The organism is Paractinoplanes atraurantiacus (assembly GCF_900215205.1).
Classification (GTDB): Bacteria; Actinomycetota; Actinomycetes; order Mycobacteriales; family Micromonosporaceae; genus Actinoplanes; species Actinoplanes atraurantiacus.
Genome location: NZ_OBDY01000004.1, coordinates 44,348 through 66,749, shown reverse-complemented (window position 1 = coordinate 66,749; position 22,402 = coordinate 44,348). Strand labels below are relative to the sequence as shown.

Below are 22,402 nucleotides of genomic sequence, written 5' to 3'. Positions count from 1 at the left end.
TGGGCCTTAATCCGGGTGGTCGACGAGGGCGATGAGCTGCTCGACCACCGCGTCCGGCTCGAGGTTGCGCTCGCAGACCGCCACCAGCATGGTCTCGAGGTCGGGGTAGCCCAGCTCCTCGGCCAGGCGGCGCAGCGGCACCTCGCTGGCCAGGCCCCGGTCGTGTTTGCGCAGGGTCAGCCCGATCGTCGCCCGGCCCAGTCGCACCTTGTCGGCGATGCTGATGCCGGGCTCGTTCTTCTCGTCGAAGTAGCGGTTGATCTGGAGCTGGGCCTGGCTGGACTTGACGAAGCCGAGCCACTCCTTGCGGGGGCCGCGCGGGGCGTTGGGCTCGAGCTCGACGTGCCCGTCGGTCTCGGAGAAGATCTCGACCACGTCGCCGTCCCGGAGCTGGGAGCTCAACGGGGCCAGCCGGCCGTTGATCGTCGCCGCCAGGCACTGGTCGCCCTTTTGCGGGCCGAGCTCGTAGGCCAGGTCGACGGGGGTGGAGCCGCTGGGCAGCTCGAACGCGTGCCCGTGGGCGAAGACGGTGATCTGGGCCTCGGCGAGGTCACATCGCAGCGAGGCGAGGAACTGGGCGGCGTCGGTGGTGTCCTGCTGCCAGTCGAGGACCCGTTTGAGCCAGGTCAGCTGGTCGGCCCCGGAGGCCTCGGCGTCCTGCGCGTACTTCGGATAACGGTAGGTGGTGGCTACGCCGTACTCCGAATAGTCGTGCATGGTCTCGGTGCGGATCAGAACCTCGACCAGCCGGCCGTCCGGGCCGGTCACCGTCGTGTGCAGCGAGCGGTACAGGTTGTTTTTCGGTGACGCGATGAAGTCTTTGAACCGGCCGGCGACCGGGCGCCACTGCCCGTGGATGGCGCCGAGCGCCGCGTAACAGTCGGTCTCGGGGCCGTCCACGATCACCGCGATGCGGGGCAGGTCGAACGGGACCTTGTGGCCGCCGGCGACCGTGTCCTTCCAGATCGAGTAGTAGTGCCTCGGCCGGGGTGTGACCTCGGCCGACACCCGCGAGCGGCGCAGTGCCGTCTGCGCCTTGGCTTTCACCTCGGACAGGTAGTCGTCCCAGCCCGGGCGGTTGCGCACGTGCTCGTCGATCCGCGCGTACGAGTCGGGCTCCAGGTGGTAGAGCACCACGTCGTCGAGGTCGCGCTTGAGGGCCTGGATGCCGAGGCGGTCACAGAGCGGCACCAGCACGTCGAGGGTGGCGGTCGCGATGCGGGCCCGGCTGGCCGGGGAGCGCGCGTCGAGGGTGCGCATGTTGTGCAGCCGGTCGGCCAGCTTGATCACCAGGACGCGGACGTCCTTGCCGGCCGCCACGATCATCTTGCGGATCGTCTCGGCCTCGGCCGCCTTGCCGTAGAACGCCTTGTCGAACTTGGTCACTCCGTCGACGAGGTGGGCCACCTCGGGGCCGAAGTCGCCGTGCAGCGCCTCCAGCGTGTAGCTCGTGTCCTCGACCGTGTCGTGCAGCAGCGCGGCGACGAGGGTGGTCGTGTCCATGCCGAGGTCGGCGCAGATCTGGGCGACGGCCAGCGGATGCGTGATGTACGGATCGCCGGACTTGCGCATCTGGCCGCGGTGCATGTTCTCCGCGATGGCGTAACTGCGGCGGAGCACGCCGGCGTCGGCCGAGGGATGGATCGCGCGATGGGTGCGCGTGAGGACGGTCACCGGGTCGTCGTCGTTGCCCTGAAAGCTCAGGAAGGACCGCAGGCGGCGACCGATCGTCAACTCGGAGGCAGGCTTCGGGAGGGCACGTCCCAGGGCGGCGCCGTGGCCGGCGTCGACGTCCAACCGGACACCCCCTCACCGCAGTGGCCCGCGAGCCGCGAACCAAATCGCCGCGAAGCCCCGCGAACCAGGCCCGGGATTTCGCTTGCCTTACAGCCTAAGCGAGCGAGCGTCATCCGAACGGTCAGTTACGGATGAGCGAACGGACGAGTCTTTGCCCGATGCTGCCGCTTCTGCCCGGTTGAGCAGGTCAGTGAAGCGCGCGGCGCCACGAACCGGTGACACCCAGTCGCCGGAAGTTTCCACCAGTCGAGTGTCGGGCCGCTCGAGCCAGGCGAGGATCCGCTCGGTCTCCTCGGCCGTGGCGGCCGGCACCGGGCCCGGTCCGGGTAGGACCGTCTCGGCCGTCATCCGGGCCGCGTCGAGGGTCGGGCGAGGATGTTCGTACGGCGGGGAGGTGGCCGCCGCGGCCAGCCGGCCGTGCCGCACGACCACGATCTCCCACCCGCCGACGTCGTTGCGCCGAGCCGCGACCATCTCGGCGATCCTGGTCACACCGGACAGCCGTTGCATGCGGACGGTCGCTCTCAGTAACGCGATGAGGCGCGAGCGGAGGGTGGCCGCCTCCTCGTAGCGCCGCCGCTCGGACAGCGCCTCCATCCGGTCGACCAAGGCGCGGATCACCGGCTCGGGATCACCGTGGGTGGCCGTGCGAAAGGGCAGGGCGGCGCTCGCCGCGTACTCCTCCGGGGTGATCTTGTGTTCGCACGGCGCCGGGCATTTGCCCAGCTCGGCCAGCGCACAGGCGGCGATCGGCGTCCGCAGCGAGAGCTTGTGGGTGCACTGGCGCAGCGGCACCGCGTCGTAGACACCGGCCGCGGCCAGCTCGGCCGTGCGGCGCGACGAGAAAGGGCCGAGATAGGCCGCGTTGTCGTCGGCCAGCGACCGGACCACCGACAGCCGGGGATAAGGCTCATCGGTCAGCTTCAGCCAGACCACGCGATCGGGATATTTCGAGCGGCGGTTGTACGGCGGTGAGTGCGCCGCGATCAACCGCAACTCCCTGACCTCGGCCTCCAGCGAGTGGGCGCACTCCACCGCCTCGACCCGGGTGGCGGCGCCGATCATCTCGGACATCCGGGCCCGCTTCTCGCTGGCGGTGAAGTAACTCCGTACCCGGGTCGCGATGTCTTTCGACGTGCCCACGTAGAGCGGGCGGTCGTCGGCGGCCCGGAAGACGTAGACCCCCGGCACGTGCGGCAGGCCGTCGGCGAGATGGCGCTGGCGGCGCTGCGTGGGCGTGACCGCGCGGGCGAAGTCGATCGCGTCACCCAGCGTGTGCACGCGGAAGCTGCCCATCCGCTCGATCAGCCCGTGCAGCACGTCGACCGTGGCCCGGGCGTCGTCGAGGGCGCGGTGGTTGGGCTGGACCGCCGAGCGGAAGAACTGGGCCAGCGTGCCGAGCTTGCGGTTGGGCACCTCGTCGCGGGTCAGCGCCCGCCGGGCGATCGCGGCGGTGTCGAGCACCCGGGGGTTGGGCCAGGCATAGCCGTGCCGGGCACAGGCGGCTTTCAGAAACCCCACGTCGTACGGCGCGTTGTGCGCCACCAGGACGGCGCCCCGCAGGAACTCGAGCAGGCTGGGCAGCACCGACTCGATCGGCGGGGCCGGCGCCAGCATGGCCTCGGTGATGCCGGTCAGCACGGTGATGAACGGCGGAAGCTTCTCACCCGGGTTGACCAGGGTCTGGAACTCGCCGAGCTCGGCGCCGCCGCGCACCTTGACCGCGCCGATCTCGGTGATGCCGGCGCCGTCGGCCGCGCCGCCGGTCGTCTCGAGGTCGAGCACGACGAAGGTCGTGTCGGCGAGCGAGAGCGCCGCCGGCTCGACCGAGCCGTCGGCGCTGAGGAGCGTGTCCAGAGTGCCCTGGACGTATGCCGGTTGTGCCACGCCGGGGACTTTAAAGAGGGGGTACGACATGTTCCGGCCCGGGCCCAATAAAAGATCACTTGCTTCGACAAGCTTTTCCGCAGCCCGCGGTGTGAGAATAGGTAGATGTCCGCGCCAGTGCCTTCCGACGACCGCCCCGATATGGAGGCGGTTGTCCAGGATGCGGACTTCGCCCCCGAACCGACTCTGCCCGAGCCTGTCCGGCAGCGGATCATGACTCTAGCCGCAGCCGCCCTTCCTTCGCTGCCCGCCGACGAGATCCCGGTCGCGATGCGCAAGGTCGCCCGGTTCGCCCCCAACCGCCGGGCCCGGCTCGGCGGCCGGGAGATCGCGGCCCAGCTCGCGGCCGACCCGCTGTTCCGCCAGCGGATCAGCACCCGGGTGGTCGCCGACACCGGTGACCTGGGCGCCGCCGTCGCGAGCGGCATGGCCCCGGCCGCCGCCGACCCGGTCGAGGTGGCCGCCCTGGCCTACCTGGCCCGCCCCGAGGGCTGGCGTGAGCTGATCGACCAGGCCGGTCACGCGGTGACCGCCGAGGCCGACAGCGCCGCCGTCGCCACCCAGCTGCGCGAGGCCGAGCAGCGGGCCGTCCGGGCCGAGCACGACCGCACGGTGGCCAAGGTCGAGGCCGACAAGCTCCGCGACGAGCTGGCCCGGGTCCGCGAGGAGATGGGCCAGCTGCGTGAGGAGGCCCGGTCGACGGCCAAGGCGCTGCGCGAGGCCCAGGCCGCCACCAAGCGGGCCACCGACCTGCTCGCCACCGAGAAGGGCCGCATCGCCCGCACGGCGGCCGACCACGACGCCGAGGTGCGCCGCCTCAAGACCCGCCTGGCCGAGGCCGAGGCGGCCGCGGCCACCGGCAAGCAGAGCGCCAAGGACGCCCGCGCGGTCGACGACGCCCGGCTGTGGCTGCTGCTCGAGACCATCGGGCAGGCCGCGTCCGGCCTGCGCCGCGAGCTGGCGCTCAACCCGGCCGACAAGCTGCCGGCCGACTTCGTGGCCGACACCGCGGCCGAGCTGCCCGGCTCGCCCGAGCGCTCGCGGGCCCGGGCACAGGACACCGACGACCCGGGCCGGCTCGACCAGCTGCTCGCCCTGCCCCGGGCCCACCTGATCGTCGACGGCTACAACGTGACCAAGCGCGGCTTCGCCGAGATGTCGCTCGAGCAGCAGCGCAAGCGGTTGATCACCGGGCTCGGCGGCATCGCGGCACAGACCGGCGACGAGGTGACCGTCGTCTTCGACGGCGCCGAGCGGGTGCACGGGCTGCCGCCGGCGCCGCGCGGGGTGCGCGTGCTGTTCTCCCGCAAGGGCGACACCGCCGACGAGCTGATCCGCCAACTGGTGCGGGCCGAGCCGTCCGGGCGCCCGATAGTGGTCATCTCCTCCGACCGTGAGGTGGCCGACGGCGTGCGCCGGCACGGGGCGTACCCGATGGGTGCGGACTCTCTGCTACGGCGCCTTTCGCGGTCCTGACCTGCGGTATCCCGTTTTTGTCATACCCCCCTCGTACCGTGATGGTCACTGATGGTGGTCGTCTTTTCCCCCGGCCACCGCAGGGGAGGAGGAGTGATGATCATCGACTGCGGTCGCTGCGACCGGGCCCCCGGCGAGTGCTCCGGCTGTCTGGTCTCCGCACTGGCCAACACCCCCGAGGGCATCGAGGACCTGACGCCCGGCGAGCTGCGCGCGATCGAGGTGTTCGAGCTCGCCGGCTTCGAGGTCGAGCTGATCGAGACCCCGGAACCGCCGGTGGTCGTCCCGCTCTACCCGCGAGGCCGTCACGTGGCGTGATCGTTCGTCTCTCTAAGATGGGCTTTTCTTCGTCAGGGGGTCTTCGCGATGCGGCTCTGGGCTTTCCTCGCCCTTCTGGTGCTGCTCGCCGGGCTGGCCGTCGTCGCGGCCCTGACGATCCCGTGGCACCGGTCGCCGGCCCCGCGCGCCGATCAGGTGCTCGCCCTGCGCGACTTCCCGGCCGAGCAGGTGGCGCGGGCGCGGGCCTTCCACTCGGCACTGCGCCCCGGTTCTTACGGGTCGATGGCGATCGGCCTGGTCATCGCGCTGGTCCTCGGCCTCACGCCGCTCGGCGCGTGGATCGTGACGCAGGCCGGGCGGCCGTTCGGCGGCCACTGGCTGGCCCAGGCCGTGCTCGGCGGCTTCGCGGTGGTGCTGGTGGCCGAGATCGTGACGCTGCCGTTCGCCGCCTGGCGGCGGTCCATCCTTCTGGAGTACGGCATCTCGACGCAGACCTGGGGCGCGTGGACGGTCGACCTGCTCAAGTCGTGGGCGGTCGGCGCCGTGATCGGCGGGCTGGCCCTGGCCGGGTTCTACACGGTGACCCACTTCGCGCCGCGCTGGTGGTGGGCGATCGGCGCGGTCGGCGCGGCCGGGCTGGTCGTGCTGCTGTCGTTCGTGCTGCCGGTGCTGGTCGAGCCGGTCTTCAACAAGTTCACCCCGATGGCCGACGGCCCGCTGCGCACCTCGCTCATGGAGCTGGCCGCGCGCGACGGCGTGCCGGTGAAAGACGTGTTGGTGGCCGACGCATCCCGGCGGACGAAAGCCGTGAACGCCTACGTCTCCGGCATCGGCCCGACCCGCCGCATCGTCGTCTACGACACGATGCTGACCGAGGCCACGCCGGACGAGGTCGTCTCGGTCACCGCCCACGAGCTCGGCCACGCCAAGGACGGCGACGTGCTGACCGGCACCATCCTCGGCGCGCTGGGCACGGCGGCGGCGGTGATCGCGCTCTACCTGCTCGGCTCCTGGCAGTGGCTGCTCGACCGGGCCGGCGTCGACTCGATCGGCGAGCCCCGCGCCATCGCCCTGCTGCTGGCCATGGTCACCCTGGCCGGCCTGGTGGCCGGCCCGGCGCAGGCCTTCGTCAGCCGCCGGATCGAGGCCCGGGCCGACACCCACGCGCTCGACCTGACCGGCGACGCGGTCACCTTCGAGGCGATGCAGCGCCGCCTCGGCACGGTCAACCTGTCCGACCCCGATCCGCCGGCCTGGGAGCACACCTTGTTCGCCTCACATCCGTCCACCGTGGAGCGCATGGCCGCGGCCCGCGCGTACGCCCGGGGTGAGCGCTGATGTCCCGCACCCTGCTGATCACGAACGACTTCCCGCCCCGCCCCGGCGGCATCCAGCAGTTCATCCACAACCTGGCGGTCCGCCGGCCGCCCGGCTCCCTGGTCGTCTACGCCTCGACGTGGCGCGGCGCGGAGAAGTTCGACGCCGAGCAGCCCTTCGAGGTGATCCGCGAGACGACCGGCATGCTGCTGCCCACTCCCGCGGTGGCTCGTCGCGCCACCCAGATCGCCCGCGCCAACGACTGCGACCGCGTCTGGTTCGGCGCCGCCGCCCCGCTGGGCCTGCTCGCCGACGGCCTGCGGCGCAACGCCGGCATCGAGCGGGCGGTGGCCGTCACCCACGGCCACGAGATCGGCTGGGCGGCCCTGCCCGGCGCCCGCCAACTGCTGCGCCGCATCGCCCGCGGCAACGACGTGGTGACCTACCTGGGCGAATATCAGCGTTCCCGGCTCGACAAGGCCCTGCACGGGCTGACCTCGCTCGAGCGCCTGGCCCCCGGCGTCGATGTGGACACGTTCCACCCCGGCGTCGACGGCAGCGAGGTCCGGGCCCGCCACGGCCTGACCGATCGCCCGGTCATCGTCTGCGTCTCCCGCCTGGTCCCGCGCAAGGGCCAGGACATGCTGATCAGGGCCCTGCCGGCCATTCGCCGCCGGGTCCCCGGCGCGGCGTTGCTGCTGGTCAGCGGCGGCCCGTACCGCGCCAAGCTCGAGCGCCTGGCCCGCGAGCTGGGCGTGGAGTCCGATGTGGTCTTCACCGGCTCGGTCCCGTGGCCGGAGCTGCCGGCGCACTACGCGGCCGGCGACGTCTACGCCATGCCGTGCCGCACCCGGGCCGCCGGCCTCGACGTCGAGGGCCTGGGCATCGTCTACCTGGAGGCCTCGGCCACCGGCCTCCCGGTGGTGGGCGGCGACTCGGGCGGCGCCCCCGACGCCGTGCGAGAGGGCGAAACGGGCTACGTGGTCGGCGGCCGTGACGTCCCGGCGCTGGCGGCCCGCCTGACCGACCTCCTGACCGACAAGGCCCTGGCCGACAGGATGGGCAAGGCCGGCCGGGCCTGGGTCGAGCGGGAGTGGCGCTGGGAGTCCCAGGCCGCCCGCCTGACCCACCTGCTCGACCAGACCTGACCTGACCACCACCCGCCCTCGCCCTCCCACCGCGCACCCGTGCGCCGGGCCTGCGCCAGCCCACCCACCTCGCACCCGTGCGCCGGGTCCACCTCACACCACCCACCTCGCACCCGTGGCCGTTGGTCGCTGGAGCTGTTGTCAGCTGGGCAGCTCCGTCGTGTTGGAGCCGGCGGCGAAGGGAACGGCGGCGTTCTTGGTGAGGTGACGTCGCCGGGCGCCGTCGTCGAAGCCGTTTCCCGCGCAGCCGGCGTAGCCGGAGAAAGACCTCGGCCCGTTCAGCCATCAGAACGATGGCCTCCGCTCCGTAGGCCACCTCATGGGCGCAGTCCCCGGGGCCGACACCGCTGGCGGCGTCGGCCGTGGCCCGCGGGCTCGCGGTGATCTCGGGGCTCGACCTGCTGGTCAGGGCCGCCGCCGGTGGGTACTGGGCGATCTGCTGGATCGCGCGCGAGGCGGCGCCGCCCTCCAGGGCGGAGGCTGGAGACCAGCCGCGGCTCGGGTTCGTTCATGGTGGCGGGGCCAGGATCGGCGCACGGGCGCGCCGGATCGCCGGCGATGTCGAGGTCGCGGAGTTCGCAGCGGCACGCTGCGACCGCGGTGACGTTGCGCCAGGTGGTCGCGTCGTGGGCGGGGATGGGCGTAGGTCCGGGCGGGCCGCGGCCGGTGGGTGGTCGCCGCCGGAGCCGGCGCACCAGGCGTCCAGGCGCAGGCCGCTGTCGGCCCAGCCCCAAGTGGCGGGGGCGGCTGACGGACGTACACCCGGCATGGTCTCCCCGCATCCCCCGCGATGATCAACAGGGGTGGGGCGCTGGAGATCGGCTGGGGGTTCCACTCCTCGGGAGCGTGAGTGAACGGATCACTGTCCGTGATCGTACAGACGTGGGCCGGTGGGACGGCGTAGGAAAAGTGCAGGGCTTCCGGTGCGTTGTGGCGTGCCGTCCGTGCGTTGCGCGTGCCCGGTCGCGGACGCGGAGCCTGCGCTGAGGGACGTCCGAGATGGAGCTTCGATGCGGGACGCCGACTCCGGCCAGGAAAAAGACAACGCCACCGCGACCAAGGGCACCGCCGACGAAGACCTCCAGGACGAGTTCGAGGATGGTGAGCTCTCCCTCCCGTACTGGCTGACCAGCACCGAAGAGGCGGCCAACACGTCCTTCTGGCAGATGCTCAAACGACTCCCGCGGCTGCTGCGGGAGGCGTGGCTGCTCGCGTGGCGGGCCGATCGCCGTACGACCGCGGCTCTTCTCGTCTGCCAGATCGCGGCCGGCGTGGCCAGCGCGGTCGGGATGATGAGCGTGGTCGGTGTGTTCGACGGGCTCCTGCAGGATGTCCCGACGCCGGATCGTGTTCGTGCCGCCGTGCCCTCGCTGCTCCTGGTCATCGGAGCCGCGGCCGTGCGCGGGGCGCTGACGTCGGCGGCGGCCGCGGCCAACGGGCGGCTGGCGCCGAAGGTCTATCAGGCGGCCGAGATGCGGCTGCTGACGTTGACCACCCAGGTCGAGCTGTCCACATTCGACAACGTCGAGTGGCGGGACGCCATGGAACGGGCCCGCGACCGGGGCATCGCCGCGGCCGAGCAGCTGGTCAACCGGGCCATCGAGCTGGTGACCAACCTGACCGGGCTGATCGCGGCGGCCGGTGTGCTCGCGGTGCTGCACCCGATCCTGCTGCCGCTGCTGGTGCTGGCCGTCGTGCCGATCGGGTGGGCGGCGGTGCGGTCGGCGCGGCTCGGGCACCGGCGCATGCTGCGGCTGATCGCGGTGTGGCGGCGGCAGCGGATGTTGGCCGAGTTGCTCGCGGCCCGGGAGCCGGCGCCGGAGCTGCGCGCCTTCACGCTGCGCAAGTTCCTGCTGGGCGAGGTGCGGCGGCTGCTGGCGATCTCCACCAGCGAGGAGATCCGGGTGTCGGTGCTGCAGGTGCGGGCCACGCTGCTCGGCACGGTCCTCAGCGGGTTCGCGACGGCCTTCGCGTACGTGGTGCTGCTCTGGCTCCTCTGGACCGGCCGCATGGAGCTGGCGGCGGGCGGCGCGGCGGCGTACGCGATCAACATGGGTATCGGCAAGCTCAGCGAGATCGCCTTCTCGGCCAACCGGGTCTTCGACCAGGGCCTGTACTTCGCCGACTTCCAGGGCTTCTGCGAACTGTCGCGCTCGCGGGCCGAGCCGGCTCCGGGCGGCGTGGCGCCGCCCTCCTTCCAGGAGATCGACCTGCAGGCGGTCACCTTTCGCTATCCGGACGCCGACCATCCGGCCGTACGCGATGTCAGCCTCACCCTGCGCCGCGGTGAGGTGATCGCCCTGGTCGGCGAGAACGGCTCGGGCAAGTCGACGCTGGCCACGTTGCTGGCCGGGCTGCACCGGCCGCAGCAGGGCCGGATCCTCTGGGACGGCGTCGACGCGGAACGCCTCGACCCGGACTCGGTGCGGGAACGAGTGGCCGTGGTCATGCAGGAGCCGACCCGCTGGCCGCTGTCGGCCCGTGCCAACATCACGATCGGCCGCCACGACCGGGTCGCCTCGATGCCGGAGGTGCGCGCGGCCGCCGGCGCCGGCAACGCCCACGAGTTCGTGATGGAGCTTTCCCGGCAGTACGAGACGTTGCTGTCCCGCCATTTCATCGACGGCGCCGACCTGTCGGGCGGCCAGTGGCAGCGGCTGGCGGTGAGCCGGGCCTTCTTCCGCGACGCGCCCCTGCTGATCTGCGACGAGCCGACGGCGAACCTGGACGCCCGCGCCGAGCACGACGTCTACCAGCGCCTGCGCGAGCTGGCCGAGGGCCGCACGGTCGTCCTGATCACCCACCGGATGGCGAGTGTCCGCGAGGCCGACCGCATCTACGTCCTCGACCACGGCACGATCGTCGAACAGGGCGACCACGAGGAACTGATGGCGGCCGACGGCATTTACGCCCAGATGTTCACGTTGCAGGCCAGCGCGTACCAGATGGCCTGATCGCCGCCGGCGCTCTTTCGTGGCACGCTAGTCCTATGGATTCGATAGGCGTGATAGCCGTAGCCGCGGTGCTGCTGATCGGCGTCGCGGTCGGTCTGTGGCGCCGCCGCGTGGAGGGCCGCTTCCGAGACGTCGCCCCGGCGGCGGAGACTGGACGGGTGGTCCCTGATACGCGGGAGGAGCCGGGCGTGATCGAGGAAACGGGCGCCGACCTGAGCGCGGAAGGCGCGCGACTCCAGCCGGAGCTGCTGCGCGAGCTGGGCGTCGAGGAAGCGAAGGCGACACTGTTGCAGTTCTCGTCGGCGTTCTGCGCCCCCTGCCGGGCCGTGCGCCGGGTCAGCTCGGAGGTGGCGGCGATGGTCCCGGGGGTACGGCACGTCGAGGTCGACGCGGAAAGCCACCTGGACGCCGTGCGGGCGCTCGGCATCTGGCGCACCCCGACCCTCCTCGTGCTGGACGGGGAGGGCCGGGTGACCAAGCGCGCCACCGGCGTACCCGGAAAGCCGCAGTTGATCGCCGCCTTGGGGGCCGTGCTCTGACCGCCTGAGCTCACCCGAACACAGGCCCCGCCCTCCCTTGGGGGCCCCCGTCCTGACCAGTCTGACGGAAAAACGGGGATCACGGCGGTGGCCTGTGGACAACCCGGTGGCCTGTGGAAAACCTCAGGAGCCGGTCGCCTCGGCGAGCTCGGGGCTGCGAGTGGCCGGGGTGGGCGAGACCTGCGGGCGGGTCAGGCGGCGGGTGCCCGGGACCAGGAACTGGGCGGCGGCCGACAGGAACAGCACGGCCGCGCAGGCGGTCAGGACGGGTGACGTGCCGTACTTGGCGGAGAGCGGCCCGGCCAGCACGTTGCCGATCGGCATGGCGATGAACGAGGTCAGGTAGTCCCACGAGGAGACCCGGCCCAGCATGCGCTGCGGCACCTGGTCCTGGATGGCGGTCTCCCAGGCGACGTCGAAGAAGATCAGGCCCGCGTAGCCGACGATGGCGCCCGCGATCACCGCAATGAGCTCGGCCGGCCACACGTATGCCAAAGCCCACAGCGGCATGAGCAGCAGCGTCAGCCAGCCCGCCCGGAGCAGGCGGCGGGGCTTGAAGCGCAACGCGATCGCCGCGCCGATGAGACCGCCCAGACCCTCGGCGGCGGCGATGAAGCCGGCCGCGGAGGGGCCGCCCAGGCGCTCGATGGCGACGATCTGCACGAGGACCAGGATGATGCCGTTGGCGATGTGGTAGACGGTCGCGCCGAACAGGCCGAACATCAGCCAGTCCCGCTTGCGGATCTCACGCCAGCCGTCGCCCAGCTCGCTGAGCATCGAGGCGCGCGGCCCGCGTTCGGCCCGGACCCGCAACAGCAGGGCGGCGATCATCGAGGCCAGGAAGCTGAGCGCGTTGACCGTGAAGCCGGCCGACGCGCCGAACGCGGCCACCGTGACACCGCCGAGCGCGGGCCCGGCGACCTGGCTGCCGGTCTGGAGCATGCTGATCGTGGCGTTGGCCGACTGCCGTTTCTCGACCGGGACCAGCAGAGGCCGCAGCGCGCCGAACGCCGGATCGAAGAAGCTGGCCGCCCCGGTCGAGATCGCCGCCAGGGCGCAGAGCAGCGCCAGGTGGTAGCCGCCGCTGAAGAACATGACGGCCATCCCGGCCGCGGCGAGCATCCGGATCAAATCGGAGACGACCATGACCCGCTGCGGCTGGAGCCGGTCGGCCCACACACCGCCGAACAGCGTGCAGGCGAGCCGCGCCACGATCGACGCCGCCATCACCAGCCCGAGGTCACCGGGCCCGCCGCCGGCTTTGACGACCGCGACGGCGAGCGCCACCGTCTGAAACCCATTGCCGACCCAGGAGAGCGTCAGCCCACTCACCAGCAGCCGAAAATCACTGATCCGTCGCATGACCCGGAACAGTAGTTCACCGTCTAACTATTCACAATCAAAAAATTAGACGTACGATGGTGAAGCGCAACCGGCCGGGACGGCTGCGCCGACGAGGGTCGGGCGGCGCGGTGCCGACGGGGCCGGGCGGCGCGGTGCCGACGGGGCCGGGCGGCGCGGTGCCGACGGGGCCGGGCGGCGCGGTGCCGCTGGCTTCCGCGGTGCGACCGTGTGCCGCGCTCGGGCGGCACAGTCAGGCTGTGCGGCGGGGTCGGTGCTGCGGGGCTGTCCGGCGGCGCGCCGGGCTGTCGGGCGGTGTGGGCCGGCGGCGTGGCGCGGGTGGACGGCGTGGCAACGGGTGGATGGCGTGCCGTGGCGCGGGTGGACGGCGTGGGCCGGCGATGCGGTGCGGCATGGCGCGGACGGGTGGCGTGGCGCCGGTAGCGGCGTGGCAACGGGTGGGTGGCGTGGCGTGGCGCCGGTGGTGGCGTGGCAACGGGTGGGTGGCGTGGCGTGGCGTGGGTGAGCGGCGTGGCGCTGATGGGTGGTGGCTCGGGGTGGCGGTGATCGGAGCGGCAGAATGGCCGGCATGGCGGAGGAGCGGGACAGCGTGGACCAGCACGTGGCTCGGTGGGCGGCCTTCTGGAAGGACGAGCCCGCGTTCGCCCCCGAGGTCGAGGGGGCGCTGGTGCGGATGAGCTACATCCAGCGTGAGATCCGCCGGGCCGACGCGGCCGCGTTCGCCGAGTCCAAGGAGCTGACCTTCGAGGACTACAAGACGCTGCATGTGCTGATGGTTCAGCCGTGGCCGGTGGAGGCCACGCCGGCCCAGCTCGCCGAGGCGTCCAACGTGACCCGGGCCGCGATGACCAGCCGGCTCGACCGGTTGGTGACCGCCGAGCTGGTCACCCGGCAGCACGACGACGCCGATCGGCGGCGGGTGATCATCCGGCCCACGGCGGCCGGGCGGGCGGCGTGGAACAAGTACATCTTCGAGGGGATGGCCCGCGATCAGAAGGCGCTGGGCGCCCTGTCGCACGAGGAGCTGGTTCAGTTGAACGCCCTGCTCCGCAAGGTGCTGCTCGATCTGGAAAGTTGATCGGATTAGTGGGTGATGCTACTCACGGAGGCCGACGGCCCCCGAGGGTGCGAAGCTTCGGGTCATGGAGCTCGACCCCCGTGGCCAGCGATTCGCGGCCACGCTGACCAGCATCGTTCTCGCCGTCGTGCTGGCGACCGGGTGGGGATGGCTGGCGCTCGTCCAGACGGTGATCTTCGCGGTCACCGCCGCCGACCCGCGGCGCGGCCCTTACTCGTACGTCTATCGGGCCTTGATTCTGCCCCGGATCGGGCCGCCGAAGGAGCGGGAGCCGGCCGCGCCCGTGCGATTTGCCCAGTTAGTCGGATTTAGCTTTTTGGCTGTCGCGAGTGTCGGCTACCTCAGCGGGGTGACCATGGTGGGCGTCGTCTTCGCGGCCTTCGGCTTGCTCGCGGCCTTCCTCAATGCCGCCTTCGGCCTGTGCTTGGGCTGCGAGGCCTACGTGGCGATCCGCCGAGTCACGGCCAGAAACGCATAAAGCCCGGCGGGGGAACCGGGCTGCATACGTACGAAAGAACTCAGAACTTCGGTGCGTCCGGAGCCTCGAGCAGGCCCAGCCGCAGCGCCGTCATCAGCGCCTGCGCCCGGTTGGCCGCGCCCAGCTTCTCGTAGAGCTTCGAGATGTGGGTCTTCGCGGTCGACTCGGACACGAACAGCTGCTTGGCGATGCCGGCGACGCTCATGCCGTCGGCCAGCAGGCGCAGCACCTGGCCCTCGCGCGGGGACAGCTGCGGGCCGGACGGGGCGAGGCGCCGCTTCATCGCCTCGGCCAGGTCGGCCGCGGTGAACGCGCTCGGCGCCGACGCGGCGTGCCGGGCCGCCGCCACGACCTCGTCGGCCGGTGCCGTCTTGGGGACGAACGCGCTGGCGCCCGCCTCGAGAGCGCCGAAGAGCTGGTCGTCACCCGCGTACATGGTGAGGACGACGATGCCCATGTTGGCGTTGTTCTTGCGGAGGGCCTTGGTGGCCTCGAGGCCGCTGCCGTCGGGCAGGCGGAGGTCCATGATCACGACGTCCGGCTGCAGAGCACCGGCCTGGCGGACCGCCTCGGCGGCTGTGGCCGCCTCACCCACGACCTCGAACTGACGGTCGCGCTCGAATGCGTGTCGCAGCCCCTTACGAATCAAGTCATGATCGTCAACAAGGAGGACCTTGGTGCGCGTCGTCGGCGCCGGACTGGTCGACATGCTCGGGTTACTCCCCTTCTGGAGCGGAAACGCTATCCCGCACGCTATCGCGCCTGGCCGGAGAACCGAGCACTACGGCAACGGTTGTCCCGCTGGGGTGTCGCGGCGTGATCTTGAGTCGGCCCCGGATCCGTTCCGCCCGCTCGGCCATGATGGTCAGACCATAACGACCGTCCGGGCGGTCGTCCGCGAAGCCCCGTCCGTCGTCGGAGACCTCGATCTCGGCGTACGGGGGGTCGACGGTGCAGGTAACCCACAGATTAGAGGCTCCGGCGTGCTTGCGCGCGTTGGTGATCGCCTCCTGGGCGATACGCAGCAGTTCGGCCTCGGTCGCGGCGGGCAGCCGGGCCGTCGACTCGTCGAAGGTGAAGTGCACCCGCAGGCCGGCCGAGGTGCCCAGCGTCCGGGCGTACTCGGCGATCGCCGCGGCCAGACCGCCGTTGCGGTCCACCTCGGAGCGCAGCTCGAACAGGCTCAGCCGCAGCTCGGTGATCACCCGCGTGACCTCGCTGCGCAGCGACCGCAGCTCCTCGGCCGTCTCGTCGGCGCCCTCGGGCAGGGTGGCCTGCGCGTTGTCAATCCCGTATCCGACCATGACGAGTTCCTGCGCGACCCCGTCGTGGATCTCACGGGCGAGGCGCTGACGCTCCTCATTGGTGGCCAGCGACCGCACGTCGTCGAAGAGAAGGGCGGCTTCCAGCCGCAAGGCGGCGGGGTCGGTCACCCAGGTGATTTCACTGACGAGGCTGGAGGGGTACGCATTTGCGACATCCGTCTCGAGGATGACGAGCCCGATCGTCCGCACCCCGGCGACGAGCGGCACGACCAGCGACGAGGTGTCGCCACGCCGGCCGGAACGGGCCTGCGACCGGTTGGCGGTCATCGGCTGCTGGCTGGCCCAGGCGTCGGCGATGGCCGAGTCGGCGTCGAGCGTGGTCTCCCAGTCGACCCGCTCGGCGCCGGTCTGCGCCAGCACGACGAGACGGCCGCCGCCACTGGCCGACAGCACGGCCGACCGGTCGGAGGGAGTGACCAGGCGCAGCTCCTCGAGCAGGTGCTCGGAGATGCCACCGGGGTCGAGGGTGGCGCCGGGAAGCGAGCGGGCCACGCTGCGCAGCTGGGTCAGCAGGCGGGTGGCCTCGGCGTACGGCTGCGGGGTGGGCTCCGTGGGCTGCATCAGCTGCCGCATGGTGTCGGCCGCGAACGTGATGATCGCGCCGAGCACCAGCCACTGGCCACCGGCCGCGAGGAAGCCCGGCTGGGTGATCGGGCTGACCTCGCCGATCAGGGTGCCGCCGACCACCAGCGAGACGGCCGCGACACCCAGCAGCGCGGCGCCCTCGGTGGGGCGGCGGCGCAGGGCGGCGGTCAAGAGCGGGACCGTGAGGTACGGCAACACGACCTCGGCGCCGAAGCCCGCGTCCAAAGTGCCGTGCGCGTCGGCCGCCGCGGCGATCGAGCCCGCGGCCAGGCCGGTGATCGTGACCTCGGCGAACCGGCCGAGCGGCGCGAACAGGTGGTGTTCGGGGGCGAGGAACGCGGGCAGGGCGGCGACCACGAGCAGGGCTATCCAGCCGAGCTGCCGAACCTCGCCGGTGGCGATCAGGGTGAGCGCCGCGACCAGCGCGAGCATGACGATGCGCGCGGCCACCGCAAGCGGTTGGACGCGCGCGGAGACGCTGGCTAGGACCGGCACCTGACGGATGGTAGCCGCCCCGGCCCGGGGCGGCTCGCGGCGCGGGCCCGTCGCCGGGAATGTCGTACCGAGCGGGTAGCCTCCCGTGCATGGCGGACACCTCGACGCAGTCGATCCAGGTCCATGCGCCCCTCGACCGCGTGGCCGCGGTGATCAGCGACTTCCCGCGCTACCCCGAGTGGGCCGAGGCGATGAAGACGGTGGAGGTCCTCGAGGAGTACGAGGACGGTTATGCGGCAACGGTCCGGTTCGTGATCGACGCCGGGGTGATGGCTGACGACTACACCCTGGAATACGCGTACTCCGACGACCTCTCGCGCATCGAGTGGCATCTGGTCCGGCCCTCGAAGACGCAGAAATCCCAGCGCGGCTCCTATGACCTTGCCGACGGTGGCGACGGCACCACCACGGTGACGTACACACTTGAGGTGGAGCTCTCCATCGGCATGCTCGGCATGTTCCGCCGCAAGGCGGAAAAGATGATCATGGACACGGCGCTGAAGCAGCTCAAGCGCCGCGTCGAGAGCCTCCCGCCGAGCTGAGGCACCACCCGAGGAGCGCCACATGTCCGGTTCCGCCCGAGAGGAGGCCGAGCGCCTGGTCGCCACGGCCCTGGCCGCCTTGTCCACCGCGATCGGCTCGCCCGCAGGCACCGCAGCGCCGCACGACTCCGGCACCGGCTCGACGAGCGCCGGCGACTCGGGTGCCTCGCCCAGCGGCCACGGCAGCGGCTCGAGCGGCGACTCGGGTGCCTCGACCAGCGGCCACGGCAACGACCGGGCCGGCGATTCCGGCGGCTCGACCGGCGGCCGTGGTGGCGACTGGGCCGGCGGCTCCGGGCGTGGCTCGGCCGGCGGTCGCGGTGATGACTCCAGCGGTGGCTTCGGTGGTGGATGGGCCGGAGGTTCGGGCGGTGGGCCGGACTGGGGGCGGCTCGGCGGTGGTCTGGCTGCGGCGATCCGCGCGGCGGGCGACCGCCTCGGCGACCTGGGTGGTCTCGCCGAAGGCTCGCAAACCGGGGCGAAGCGGGATGCACGCGGCGGCGGCCATTGGGCCACGGGCAGCCCGGAGTGCTGCGTGTGCCCGGTGTGCAAGGCGATTGCGGCGACGCGCGACCCGAGCCCGATGGCGGCGGCCCGCCTCGCGAGCAGCGCGGGCGACATCGCTACGGGTGTGGCCCATCTGATGCGCGCGGTCTCGGCGATGACGGGGGAGAGGCGCCGACCTTCGGCCCGCCCGGCCCCGAAGGAGGCCCGCCCCGGCAACGCCGACCAGACGTGGTCCTCGGCCACCCGCTCGGCGAACGTCAGGAACACCGCGGACAGGGCCTGGTCGGCCACGACGAACACGCAGCCCTCGACTGGTGAGGACGTGAAGGCCGCGGGCGACGCCCGATCGACCGCGACCGGCGGCGCGGCGGATGCCCGATCGGGCGCGCGGCCCTCTCCTGGAGCCGGGGTGGATGCCTGGGCGGCGGCCACGACGGCGAGTGCGGCGGCGGCCGCTGCTGAGCACGCGGCAGAGCTCAAAGCTCGCCGGGAGGCCGCCCAGCGCGCGGCGGCCGAGGCGGCCCGGCGGGTGGCCGAGGCCGCTGAGCAGGCTCGGGCGCGCCGCGATGCCGAAGCCGCGCGGGAAGCCGCAGCCGCCGGGCGCGGCGCGGACGCTGGGGCCGGAGCGGGCACGGACGTTGGGGCCGGCGGGAGCACACACACTGGGACCGGAACGAGCGCGGACGCGGGGACCGGTGGGGCCGGGGCGCGTGCTGGTGTGGGACGGTCCGGGGGCGGTGGGCGCGGGCTCGGGGAGACCGGCGACACTGCGGGTGGGGTGGGGCGGGAAAGCCGTACACCCCGAAGGTTTGATGTATGGGCCGCGGCCACCGCGGATGCGGGTGTTGGCGACGTGGCGCCGAGCGCGACGGTGGATCATGATGTGGCGGGCGCGGAGGCGTCCTCGGAGAGTGGGACCCGCGACGCCCGGGACGGTGGCGCGGAGTGATGGGACAGAGGGGACGGGCAGCGTGACGCTGACCATCGGAGTCGACGTCGGCGGCACCAAGGTTGCCGGTGGGGTGGTCGACGAGCACGGCACCGTGTTGGCTTCGAACCGCCGGGACACGCCCGCCGACGACCCGGCCGGCACCCGGGACACGATCGTCGAGGTCGCCGCCGAGCTCGCCGTCGCCCATCCCGAGGCCACCGCCATCGGCATCGGCGCCGCCGCCTGGATCGACGCCGCCGGCTCGACCGTGCTGTTCGCGCCGAACCTGGCCTGGCGTGACGAGCCGCTGCGCGACTACGTGAGCAAGGCCGTCGGCCTGCCCACCGTGCTCGAGAACGACGCCAACGTGGCCGCCTGGGCCGAGTTCCGCTTCGGTGTGGCCCGGCACGCCGACTCCATGGTGATGATCACCGTGGGGACCGGCATCGGCGGCGGCATCGTGCTCGACGGCAAGCTGTGGCGCGGCGCCAACGGCATCGCGGCCGAGCTCGGCCACATCCAGTCCGTGCCCGACGGTCACCCCTGCGGCTGCGGCCGGCTCGGCTGCCTCGAGCAGTACGCCAGCGGCAACGCCCTCGTCCGGTTCGCCCGGGCCGGCGCCCGGCAGGAACCCGAGCGGGCCGCCCAGCTGCTCGAGCTGGCCGGCGGCGACGCACTCGCGATCACCGGACGGCAGATCACCGAGGCCGCTCGGGCCGGCGACGGCGTCGCCTGTGACGCGTTCGGGCAGATCGGCTACTGGCTCGGCGTGGCCATGGCCGACCTGGCGCAGAGCTTCGACCCGGAGATCCTGGTCGTCGGCGGCGGCGTGGTCGACGCCGGTGACCTGCTCATGACGCCGACCCTGACCACCTATCACGACCAGCTCAAGCAGCGCGGCCGCTTCCCGGTCGCCGAGCTGCACGCCGCCGAGACCGGCAACACGGCCGGCGTCGTCGGCGCCGCCGACCTGGCCCGGCGTCCCTGATCACATGACCGGGGCCGCGCTGCGCGTCATCAGCTACAACGTTCACGGCCTGAAGGACGACCGGGGCGCCCTCGTGGATCTGGTCCGCGAGCTCGCCCCGGACGTCCTGGTCGTGCAGGAGGCGCCGCGACGTTTCCGGTGGCGGCACCGCTGCGCCGCCCTGGCCGACGACCTCGGCATGGTGGTGGCCGCCGGCGGCCTGCCCGCCCTGGGCAACCTGCTGCTGGTCAACCTGCGGGTGCGGGTGCTCGACACGTGGGTGATGCGCTACCCGCTCACCCCGGGCCGGCACCTGCGCGGCGCCGTCTTCGCCCGCGGGTCGGTGCGCGGCGGCACGTTCACCGTCGCCGGCTCCCATCTGGCCACCGACCCGGCCGAGCGGCCCGCGCAGGCCGCCCTCTGGAAAGAGGCGCTCACCGCCGTCGACGGCCCGCTGATCGCCGCGGCCGACCTCAACGAGGGCCCGGGCGGCGGCGCCTGGCGCACGGTCGAGGACGGACTGGTCACCTCGGCCGGCAACGTGCCCACCTTCCCGGCCACCGTGCCCGCCCGGCGCATCGACGGCCTGTTCGTCAGCCCCGACATAGCCATCGACAAGTACGAGATCGTCGAGAATGACCGGGCCCGCCGCGCGAGTGATCATCTTCCGGTCGTCGCCGACCTGATTCTGCCTTCCGAGTAGGCACATCGGTCTGGCAATATCTCGGCCGTGCCCGACACCGAGATCGCCGACCGTCGAGACGCCGTCTGCGTCGTCGGTGCCGGCGCCAGCGGCCTGTCCGCCGTCAAAAACCTGCGTGAGCAGGGCTTCGAGGTCGACTGCTACGAGCGGGAGACGGCCGTCGGCGGCGCCTGGAACTGGCGTCACGACCGCAGCCCGGTCTCCTCCGGCACCCATCTGATCACGTCGCGGCCGCTCACCGAGTTCCCCGACTTCCCGATGCCCGACACCTGGCCCGACTACCCCCACCACAGCCAGGTCCTGTCCTATCTGGAGCGTTACGCCGAGCATTTCGGGGTCACCGGCGACGTCTGGTTCGGCACCGAGGTGGTCAAGGCCGTCCCCGTCGGGGACGGGCGCTGGGACGTGACGACCAGGTCGACCGGCGGCGGGTCCGAGGAGAGGATTCAGCGGTACGCCGGACTGGTCGTGGCCAACGGCCACAACTGGTCGCCCGCGAAACCCGCGATCCCCGGCGACTTCCGCGGCCAGGTGATCCACTCGGCCGCGTACAAGGACCCCGCTCAGCTCCGCGGCAAGAAGGTGCTGGTGATCGGCGGGGGCAACACCGGCTGCGACATCGCGGTCGAGGCGGCCCAGCAGGCCACGACGGTCTGGCATTCGACGAGGCGCGGCTATTGGGTGGGGCCGAAATACGTCCTGGGGCGCCCGGCCGATCAGATCAAATTCAAGGTCCCTTTTCGCGTACGCCAATGGCTGTACCGCCGCATCCTGACCCTCACGGTCGGCGACCTGACCCGGTACGGCCTCCCGGTCCCCGATCACAAGCCGTACGAGAGCCATCCGGTCGTCAACAGTCAGCTCCCGTACTACCTGGCCCACGGCCGGATCACTCCCGTGCCGGACGTGACCGCGTACGACGGCAAGGCGGTCTGCCTGGCCGACGGCACCACGATCGAACCCGACCTGGTGATCACGGCGACCGGCTACCGCCCGCGTTTCGACTTCCTCGACCCCGGCCTGATCGACACCGACGCCGCCGGCCGCCCCGACCTGCACCTGCACGCCTTCGCCCGCAAGCACCCGACGCTGGCGGTGGTGGGCCTGCTCCAGGCCGACGCGGGCCTGTTCCCGCTGGCCCACTGGCAGAGCGTCGCGGTGGCCCGCTGGCTGCGCCTGCGCATCGACGACCCGGCCCGGGCCGCCGCCGTGCAACAGAAGGAGTCGGCCCGCCCGCTGACGTCGTGGTCGCGCCGCCGCGTGGTGCCGTCCCGCCGCCATTGGTTCGAAGTGGACCACCTCGACTACCTCCGGGCCGTCGACGGCCTCCTGCGCGAAATGGAGCCCGCCTGATGCCCGAGCTCGGCCCGATCCGCTGGAAGGACTGGACGTCCCCGGTGGCCCCGCACGCCCGCGAGGTCCTGTCCTGCCTCCCCGGCGCGCCCGCTTCCGGCGCTCTCGACGCCACCTCTGCTGGCGCTGTCACATCGACCTCTGCTGGCGCTGTCACGTCCACCTCTGCTGGCGCTGTCACGTCCACCTCTGCTCGCGCTGTCACGTCCACCTCTGCTCGCGCTGTCACGTCCACCTCTGCTCGCGCTATCACCTCCACGTCCGATCTCGCCGCCCTCGCTCGTGCCAAAAGCGATAAATCCGTAAATATCCTTTTCGTGCCGGGCGGTGAGCGTGGCCGCGGCTTTTGGCCCCGACTCGGCGGCGTCGGAAGGGCTGGAGGCGGCGCGGGAGGGGCTGGGAGCCGCGCGGAAAGGGCTGAGCGCGGCTCGGGAAGGGCTGGGAGCCGCGCGGAAAGGGCTGAGCGCGGCTCGGGAAGGGCTGGGAGCCGCGCGGAAAGGGCTGGGAGCCGCGCGGGAAGGGTTGACCGCGGCGAGGGAAGGGCTGAGGGCGGCGAGGGAAGGGCTCAGGGCGGCGCCGGACTCGAGGGTGTTGTGGAGAGAGTCGAGGGTGGTGCGGGGGCCGAGGGCGGTGCCTGGGCCGAGGGTGGTGCGGGGGCCGAGGGCGGTGCCTGGGCCGA

18 protein-coding genes are annotated in these 22,402 nt (G+C 72.2%); 13 read left to right on the top strand and 5 right to left on the bottom strand.

The genetic code is table 11. The features are described 5' to 3' along the window. Nucleotides 1-6: 6 nt before the first annotated feature. Together CRP55_RS12170 and CRP55_RS12165 are read right to left on the bottom strand one after the other, a co-directional pair. The gene (locus tag CRP55_RS12170) at nucleotides 7-1,797 is read right to left on the bottom strand and encodes a RelA/SpoT family protein (protein WP_097319976.1); all 1,791 of its coding nucleotides are present in this window, start codon (nucleotides 1,795-1,797) and stop codon (nucleotides 7-9) included. 87 nt (nucleotides 1,798-1,884) lie between these two features. Next, complete coding sequence (locus CRP55_RS12165; RefSeq protein ID WP_245922945.1) at nucleotides 1,885-3,684, bottom strand: DEDD exonuclease domain-containing protein; 1,800 nt, start codon at nucleotides 3,682-3,684, stop codon at nucleotides 1,885-1,887. Between the two features lie 105 nt (nucleotides 3,685-3,789). Here CRP55_RS12165 and CRP55_RS12160 point away from each other — a divergent pair, with 105 nt between their 5' ends. The 6 genes from CRP55_RS12160 to CRP55_RS12135 all read left to right on the top strand — a co-directional run bounded on the left by CRP55_RS12160 (nucleotide 3,790) and on the right by CRP55_RS12135 (nucleotide 11,397). Further along, nucleotides 3,790-5,160 carry an NYN domain-containing protein gene (locus tag CRP55_RS12160; RefSeq protein WP_097319974.1) on the top strand — a complete coding sequence of 457 codons (1,371 nt, stop codon included), beginning with the start codon at nucleotides 3,790-3,792 and terminating at the stop codon, nucleotides 5,158-5,160. A 96-nt stretch (nucleotides 5,161-5,256) separates the two neighbouring features. Next, nucleotides 5,257-5,478 carry a hypothetical protein gene (locus tag CRP55_RS12155; RefSeq protein ID WP_097319973.1) on the top strand — a complete coding sequence of 74 codons (222 nt, stop codon included), beginning with the start codon at nucleotides 5,257-5,259 and terminating at the stop codon, nucleotides 5,476-5,478. A 48-nt stretch (nucleotides 5,479-5,526) separates the two neighbouring features. Continuing rightward, the gene (locus CRP55_RS12150; protein ID WP_097319972.1) at nucleotides 5,527-6,777 is read left to right on the top strand and encodes a M48 family metallopeptidase; all 1,251 of its coding nucleotides are present in this window, start codon (nucleotides 5,527-5,529) and stop codon (nucleotides 6,775-6,777) included. Further along, the gene (locus tag CRP55_RS12145; protein WP_097319971.1) at nucleotides 6,777-7,904 is read left to right on the top strand and encodes a glycosyltransferase family 4 protein; all 1,128 of its coding nucleotides are present in this window, start codon (nucleotides 6,777-6,779) and stop codon (nucleotides 7,902-7,904) included. The genes CRP55_RS12150 and CRP55_RS12145 overlap by 1 nt, the downstream gene beginning before the upstream one ends. Nucleotides 7,905-8,914: 1,010 nt before the next feature. After that, nucleotides 8,915-10,858, top strand: a complete 1,944-nt coding sequence (locus CRP55_RS12140) for an ABC transporter ATP-binding protein (protein ID WP_097319970.1) — start codon at nucleotides 8,915-8,917, stop codon at nucleotides 10,856-10,858. A gap of 35 nt (nucleotides 10,859-10,893) precedes the next feature. Next, a complete protein-coding gene (locus tag CRP55_RS12135; RefSeq protein ID WP_097319969.1) occupies nucleotides 10,894-11,397 on the top strand; it encodes a thioredoxin family protein in 504 nt (167 codons plus the stop codon). Nucleotides 11,398-11,520: 123 nt separating this feature from the next. On the opposite strand, the gene CRP55_RS12130 is transcribed toward CRP55_RS12135, so the two are convergent. Next, nucleotides 11,521-12,759 carry an MFS transporter gene (locus tag CRP55_RS12130; protein ID WP_097319968.1) on the bottom strand — a complete coding sequence of 413 codons (1,239 nt, stop codon included), beginning with the start codon at nucleotides 12,757-12,759 and terminating at the stop codon, nucleotides 11,521-11,523. 568 nt (nucleotides 12,760-13,327) lie between these two features. Here CRP55_RS12130 and CRP55_RS12125 point away from each other — a divergent pair. Next, nucleotides 13,328-13,837 (top strand): MarR family winged helix-turn-helix transcriptional regulator, encoded by a 510-nt coding sequence (locus CRP55_RS12125; RefSeq protein ID WP_097320325.1) that lies wholly within the window; start codon nucleotides 13,328-13,330, stop codon nucleotides 13,835-13,837. 64 nt (nucleotides 13,838-13,901) lie between these two features. Then, nucleotides 13,902-14,315 carry a DUF4395 domain-containing protein gene (locus CRP55_RS12120; protein ID WP_097319967.1) on the top strand — a complete coding sequence of 138 codons (414 nt, stop codon included), beginning with the start codon at nucleotides 13,902-13,904 and terminating at the stop codon, nucleotides 14,313-14,315. A gap of 40 nt (nucleotides 14,316-14,355) precedes the next feature. Here the strand turns inward: CRP55_RS12120 and CRP55_RS12115 are convergent, their stop codons facing one another. Both CRP55_RS12115 and CRP55_RS12110 read right to left on the bottom strand, forming a co-directional pair. Beyond that, the gene (locus tag CRP55_RS12115) at nucleotides 14,356-15,024 is read right to left on the bottom strand and encodes a response regulator transcription factor (protein WP_020512124.1); all 669 of its coding nucleotides are present in this window, start codon (nucleotides 15,022-15,024) and stop codon (nucleotides 14,356-14,358) included. Nucleotides 15,025-15,031: 7 nt separating this feature from the next. Continuing rightward, a complete protein-coding gene (locus tag CRP55_RS12110; protein ID WP_438865782.1) occupies nucleotides 15,032-16,720 on the bottom strand; it encodes a sensor histidine kinase in 1,689 nt (562 codons plus the stop codon). An 89-nt stretch (nucleotides 16,721-16,809) separates the two neighbouring features. Between CRP55_RS12110 and CRP55_RS12105 the strand changes: the two genes are divergently transcribed. Genes CRP55_RS12105 through CRP55_RS12085 form a run of 5 tightly spaced genes read left to right on the top strand, consistent with a single transcriptional unit; the run spans nucleotide 16,810 to nucleotide 21,723 of the window. Beyond that, nucleotides 16,810-17,262, top strand: coding sequence for an SRPBCC family protein (locus CRP55_RS12105; RefSeq protein ID WP_097319966.1), 453 nt, complete (start codon nucleotides 16,810-16,812; stop codon nucleotides 17,260-17,262). 22 nt (nucleotides 17,263-17,284) lie between these two features. Continuing rightward, the gene (locus CRP55_RS12100) at nucleotides 17,285-18,718 is read left to right on the top strand and encodes a hypothetical protein (RefSeq protein WP_097319965.1); all 1,434 of its coding nucleotides are present in this window, start codon (nucleotides 17,285-17,287) and stop codon (nucleotides 18,716-18,718) included. A 22-nt stretch (nucleotides 18,719-18,740) separates the two neighbouring features. After that, the gene (locus CRP55_RS12095; RefSeq protein WP_097319964.1) at nucleotides 18,741-19,688 is read left to right on the top strand and encodes an ROK family glucokinase; all 948 of its coding nucleotides are present in this window, start codon (nucleotides 18,741-18,743) and stop codon (nucleotides 19,686-19,688) included. A 4-nt stretch (nucleotides 19,689-19,692) separates the two neighbouring features. Continuing rightward, nucleotides 19,693-20,370: an endonuclease/exonuclease/phosphatase family protein gene (locus tag CRP55_RS12090; RefSeq protein WP_097319963.1), complete on the top strand. Its 678-nt coding sequence runs from the start codon at nucleotides 19,693-19,695 to the stop codon at nucleotides 20,368-20,370. A gap of 27 nt (nucleotides 20,371-20,397) precedes the next feature. Then, the gene (locus tag CRP55_RS12085; RefSeq protein WP_097319962.1) at nucleotides 20,398-21,723 is read left to right on the top strand and encodes a flavin-containing monooxygenase; all 1,326 of its coding nucleotides are present in this window, start codon (nucleotides 20,398-20,400) and stop codon (nucleotides 21,721-21,723) included. Nucleotides 21,724-22,402: the final 679 nt, after the last annotated feature.

Excerpts from the sequence above, each read along its gene's own strand:
- CRP55_RS12160 (WP_097319974.1), top strand. The coding sequence starts at position 3,790 with ATGTCCGCGCCAGTGCCTTCCGACGACCGCCCCGATATGGAGGCGGTT.
- CRP55_RS12155 (WP_097319973.1), top strand. The coding sequence starts at position 5,257 with ATGATCATCGACTGCGGTCGCTGCGACCGGGCCCCCGGCGAGTGCTCC.
- CRP55_RS12150 (WP_097319972.1), top strand. The coding sequence starts at position 5,527 with ATGCGGCTCTGGGCTTTCCTCGCCCTTCTGGTGCTGCTCGCCGGGCTG.
- CRP55_RS12145 (WP_097319971.1), top strand. The coding sequence starts at position 6,777 with ATGTCCCGCACCCTGCTGATCACGAACGACTTCCCGCCCCGCCCCGGC.
- CRP55_RS12140 (WP_097319970.1), top strand. The coding sequence starts at position 8,915 with ATGCGGGACGCCGACTCCGGCCAGGAAAAAGACAACGCCACCGCGACC.
- CRP55_RS12135 (WP_097319969.1), top strand. The coding sequence starts at position 10,894 with ATGGATTCGATAGGCGTGATAGCCGTAGCCGCGGTGCTGCTGATCGGC.
- CRP55_RS12130 (WP_097319968.1), bottom strand. The coding sequence starts at position 12,759 with ATGCGACGGATCAGTGATTTTCGGCTGCTGGTGAGTGGGCTGACGCTC.
- CRP55_RS12125 (WP_097320325.1), top strand. The coding sequence starts at position 13,328 with ATGGCGGAGGAGCGGGACAGCGTGGACCAGCACGTGGCTCGGTGGGCG.
- CRP55_RS12120 (WP_097319967.1), top strand. The coding sequence starts at position 13,902 with ATGGAGCTCGACCCCCGTGGCCAGCGATTCGCGGCCACGCTGACCAGC.
- CRP55_RS12115 (WP_020512124.1), bottom strand. The coding sequence starts at position 15,024 with ATGTCGACCAGTCCGGCGCCGACGACGCGCACCAAGGTCCTCCTTGTT.
- CRP55_RS12105 (WP_097319966.1), top strand. The coding sequence starts at position 16,810 with ATGGCGGACACCTCGACGCAGTCGATCCAGGTCCATGCGCCCCTCGAC.
- CRP55_RS12100 (WP_097319965.1), top strand. The coding sequence starts at position 17,285 with ATGTCCGGTTCCGCCCGAGAGGAGGCCGAGCGCCTGGTCGCCACGGCC.
- CRP55_RS12090 (WP_097319963.1), top strand. The coding sequence starts at position 19,693 with ATGACCGGGGCCGCGCTGCGCGTCATCAGCTACAACGTTCACGGCCTG.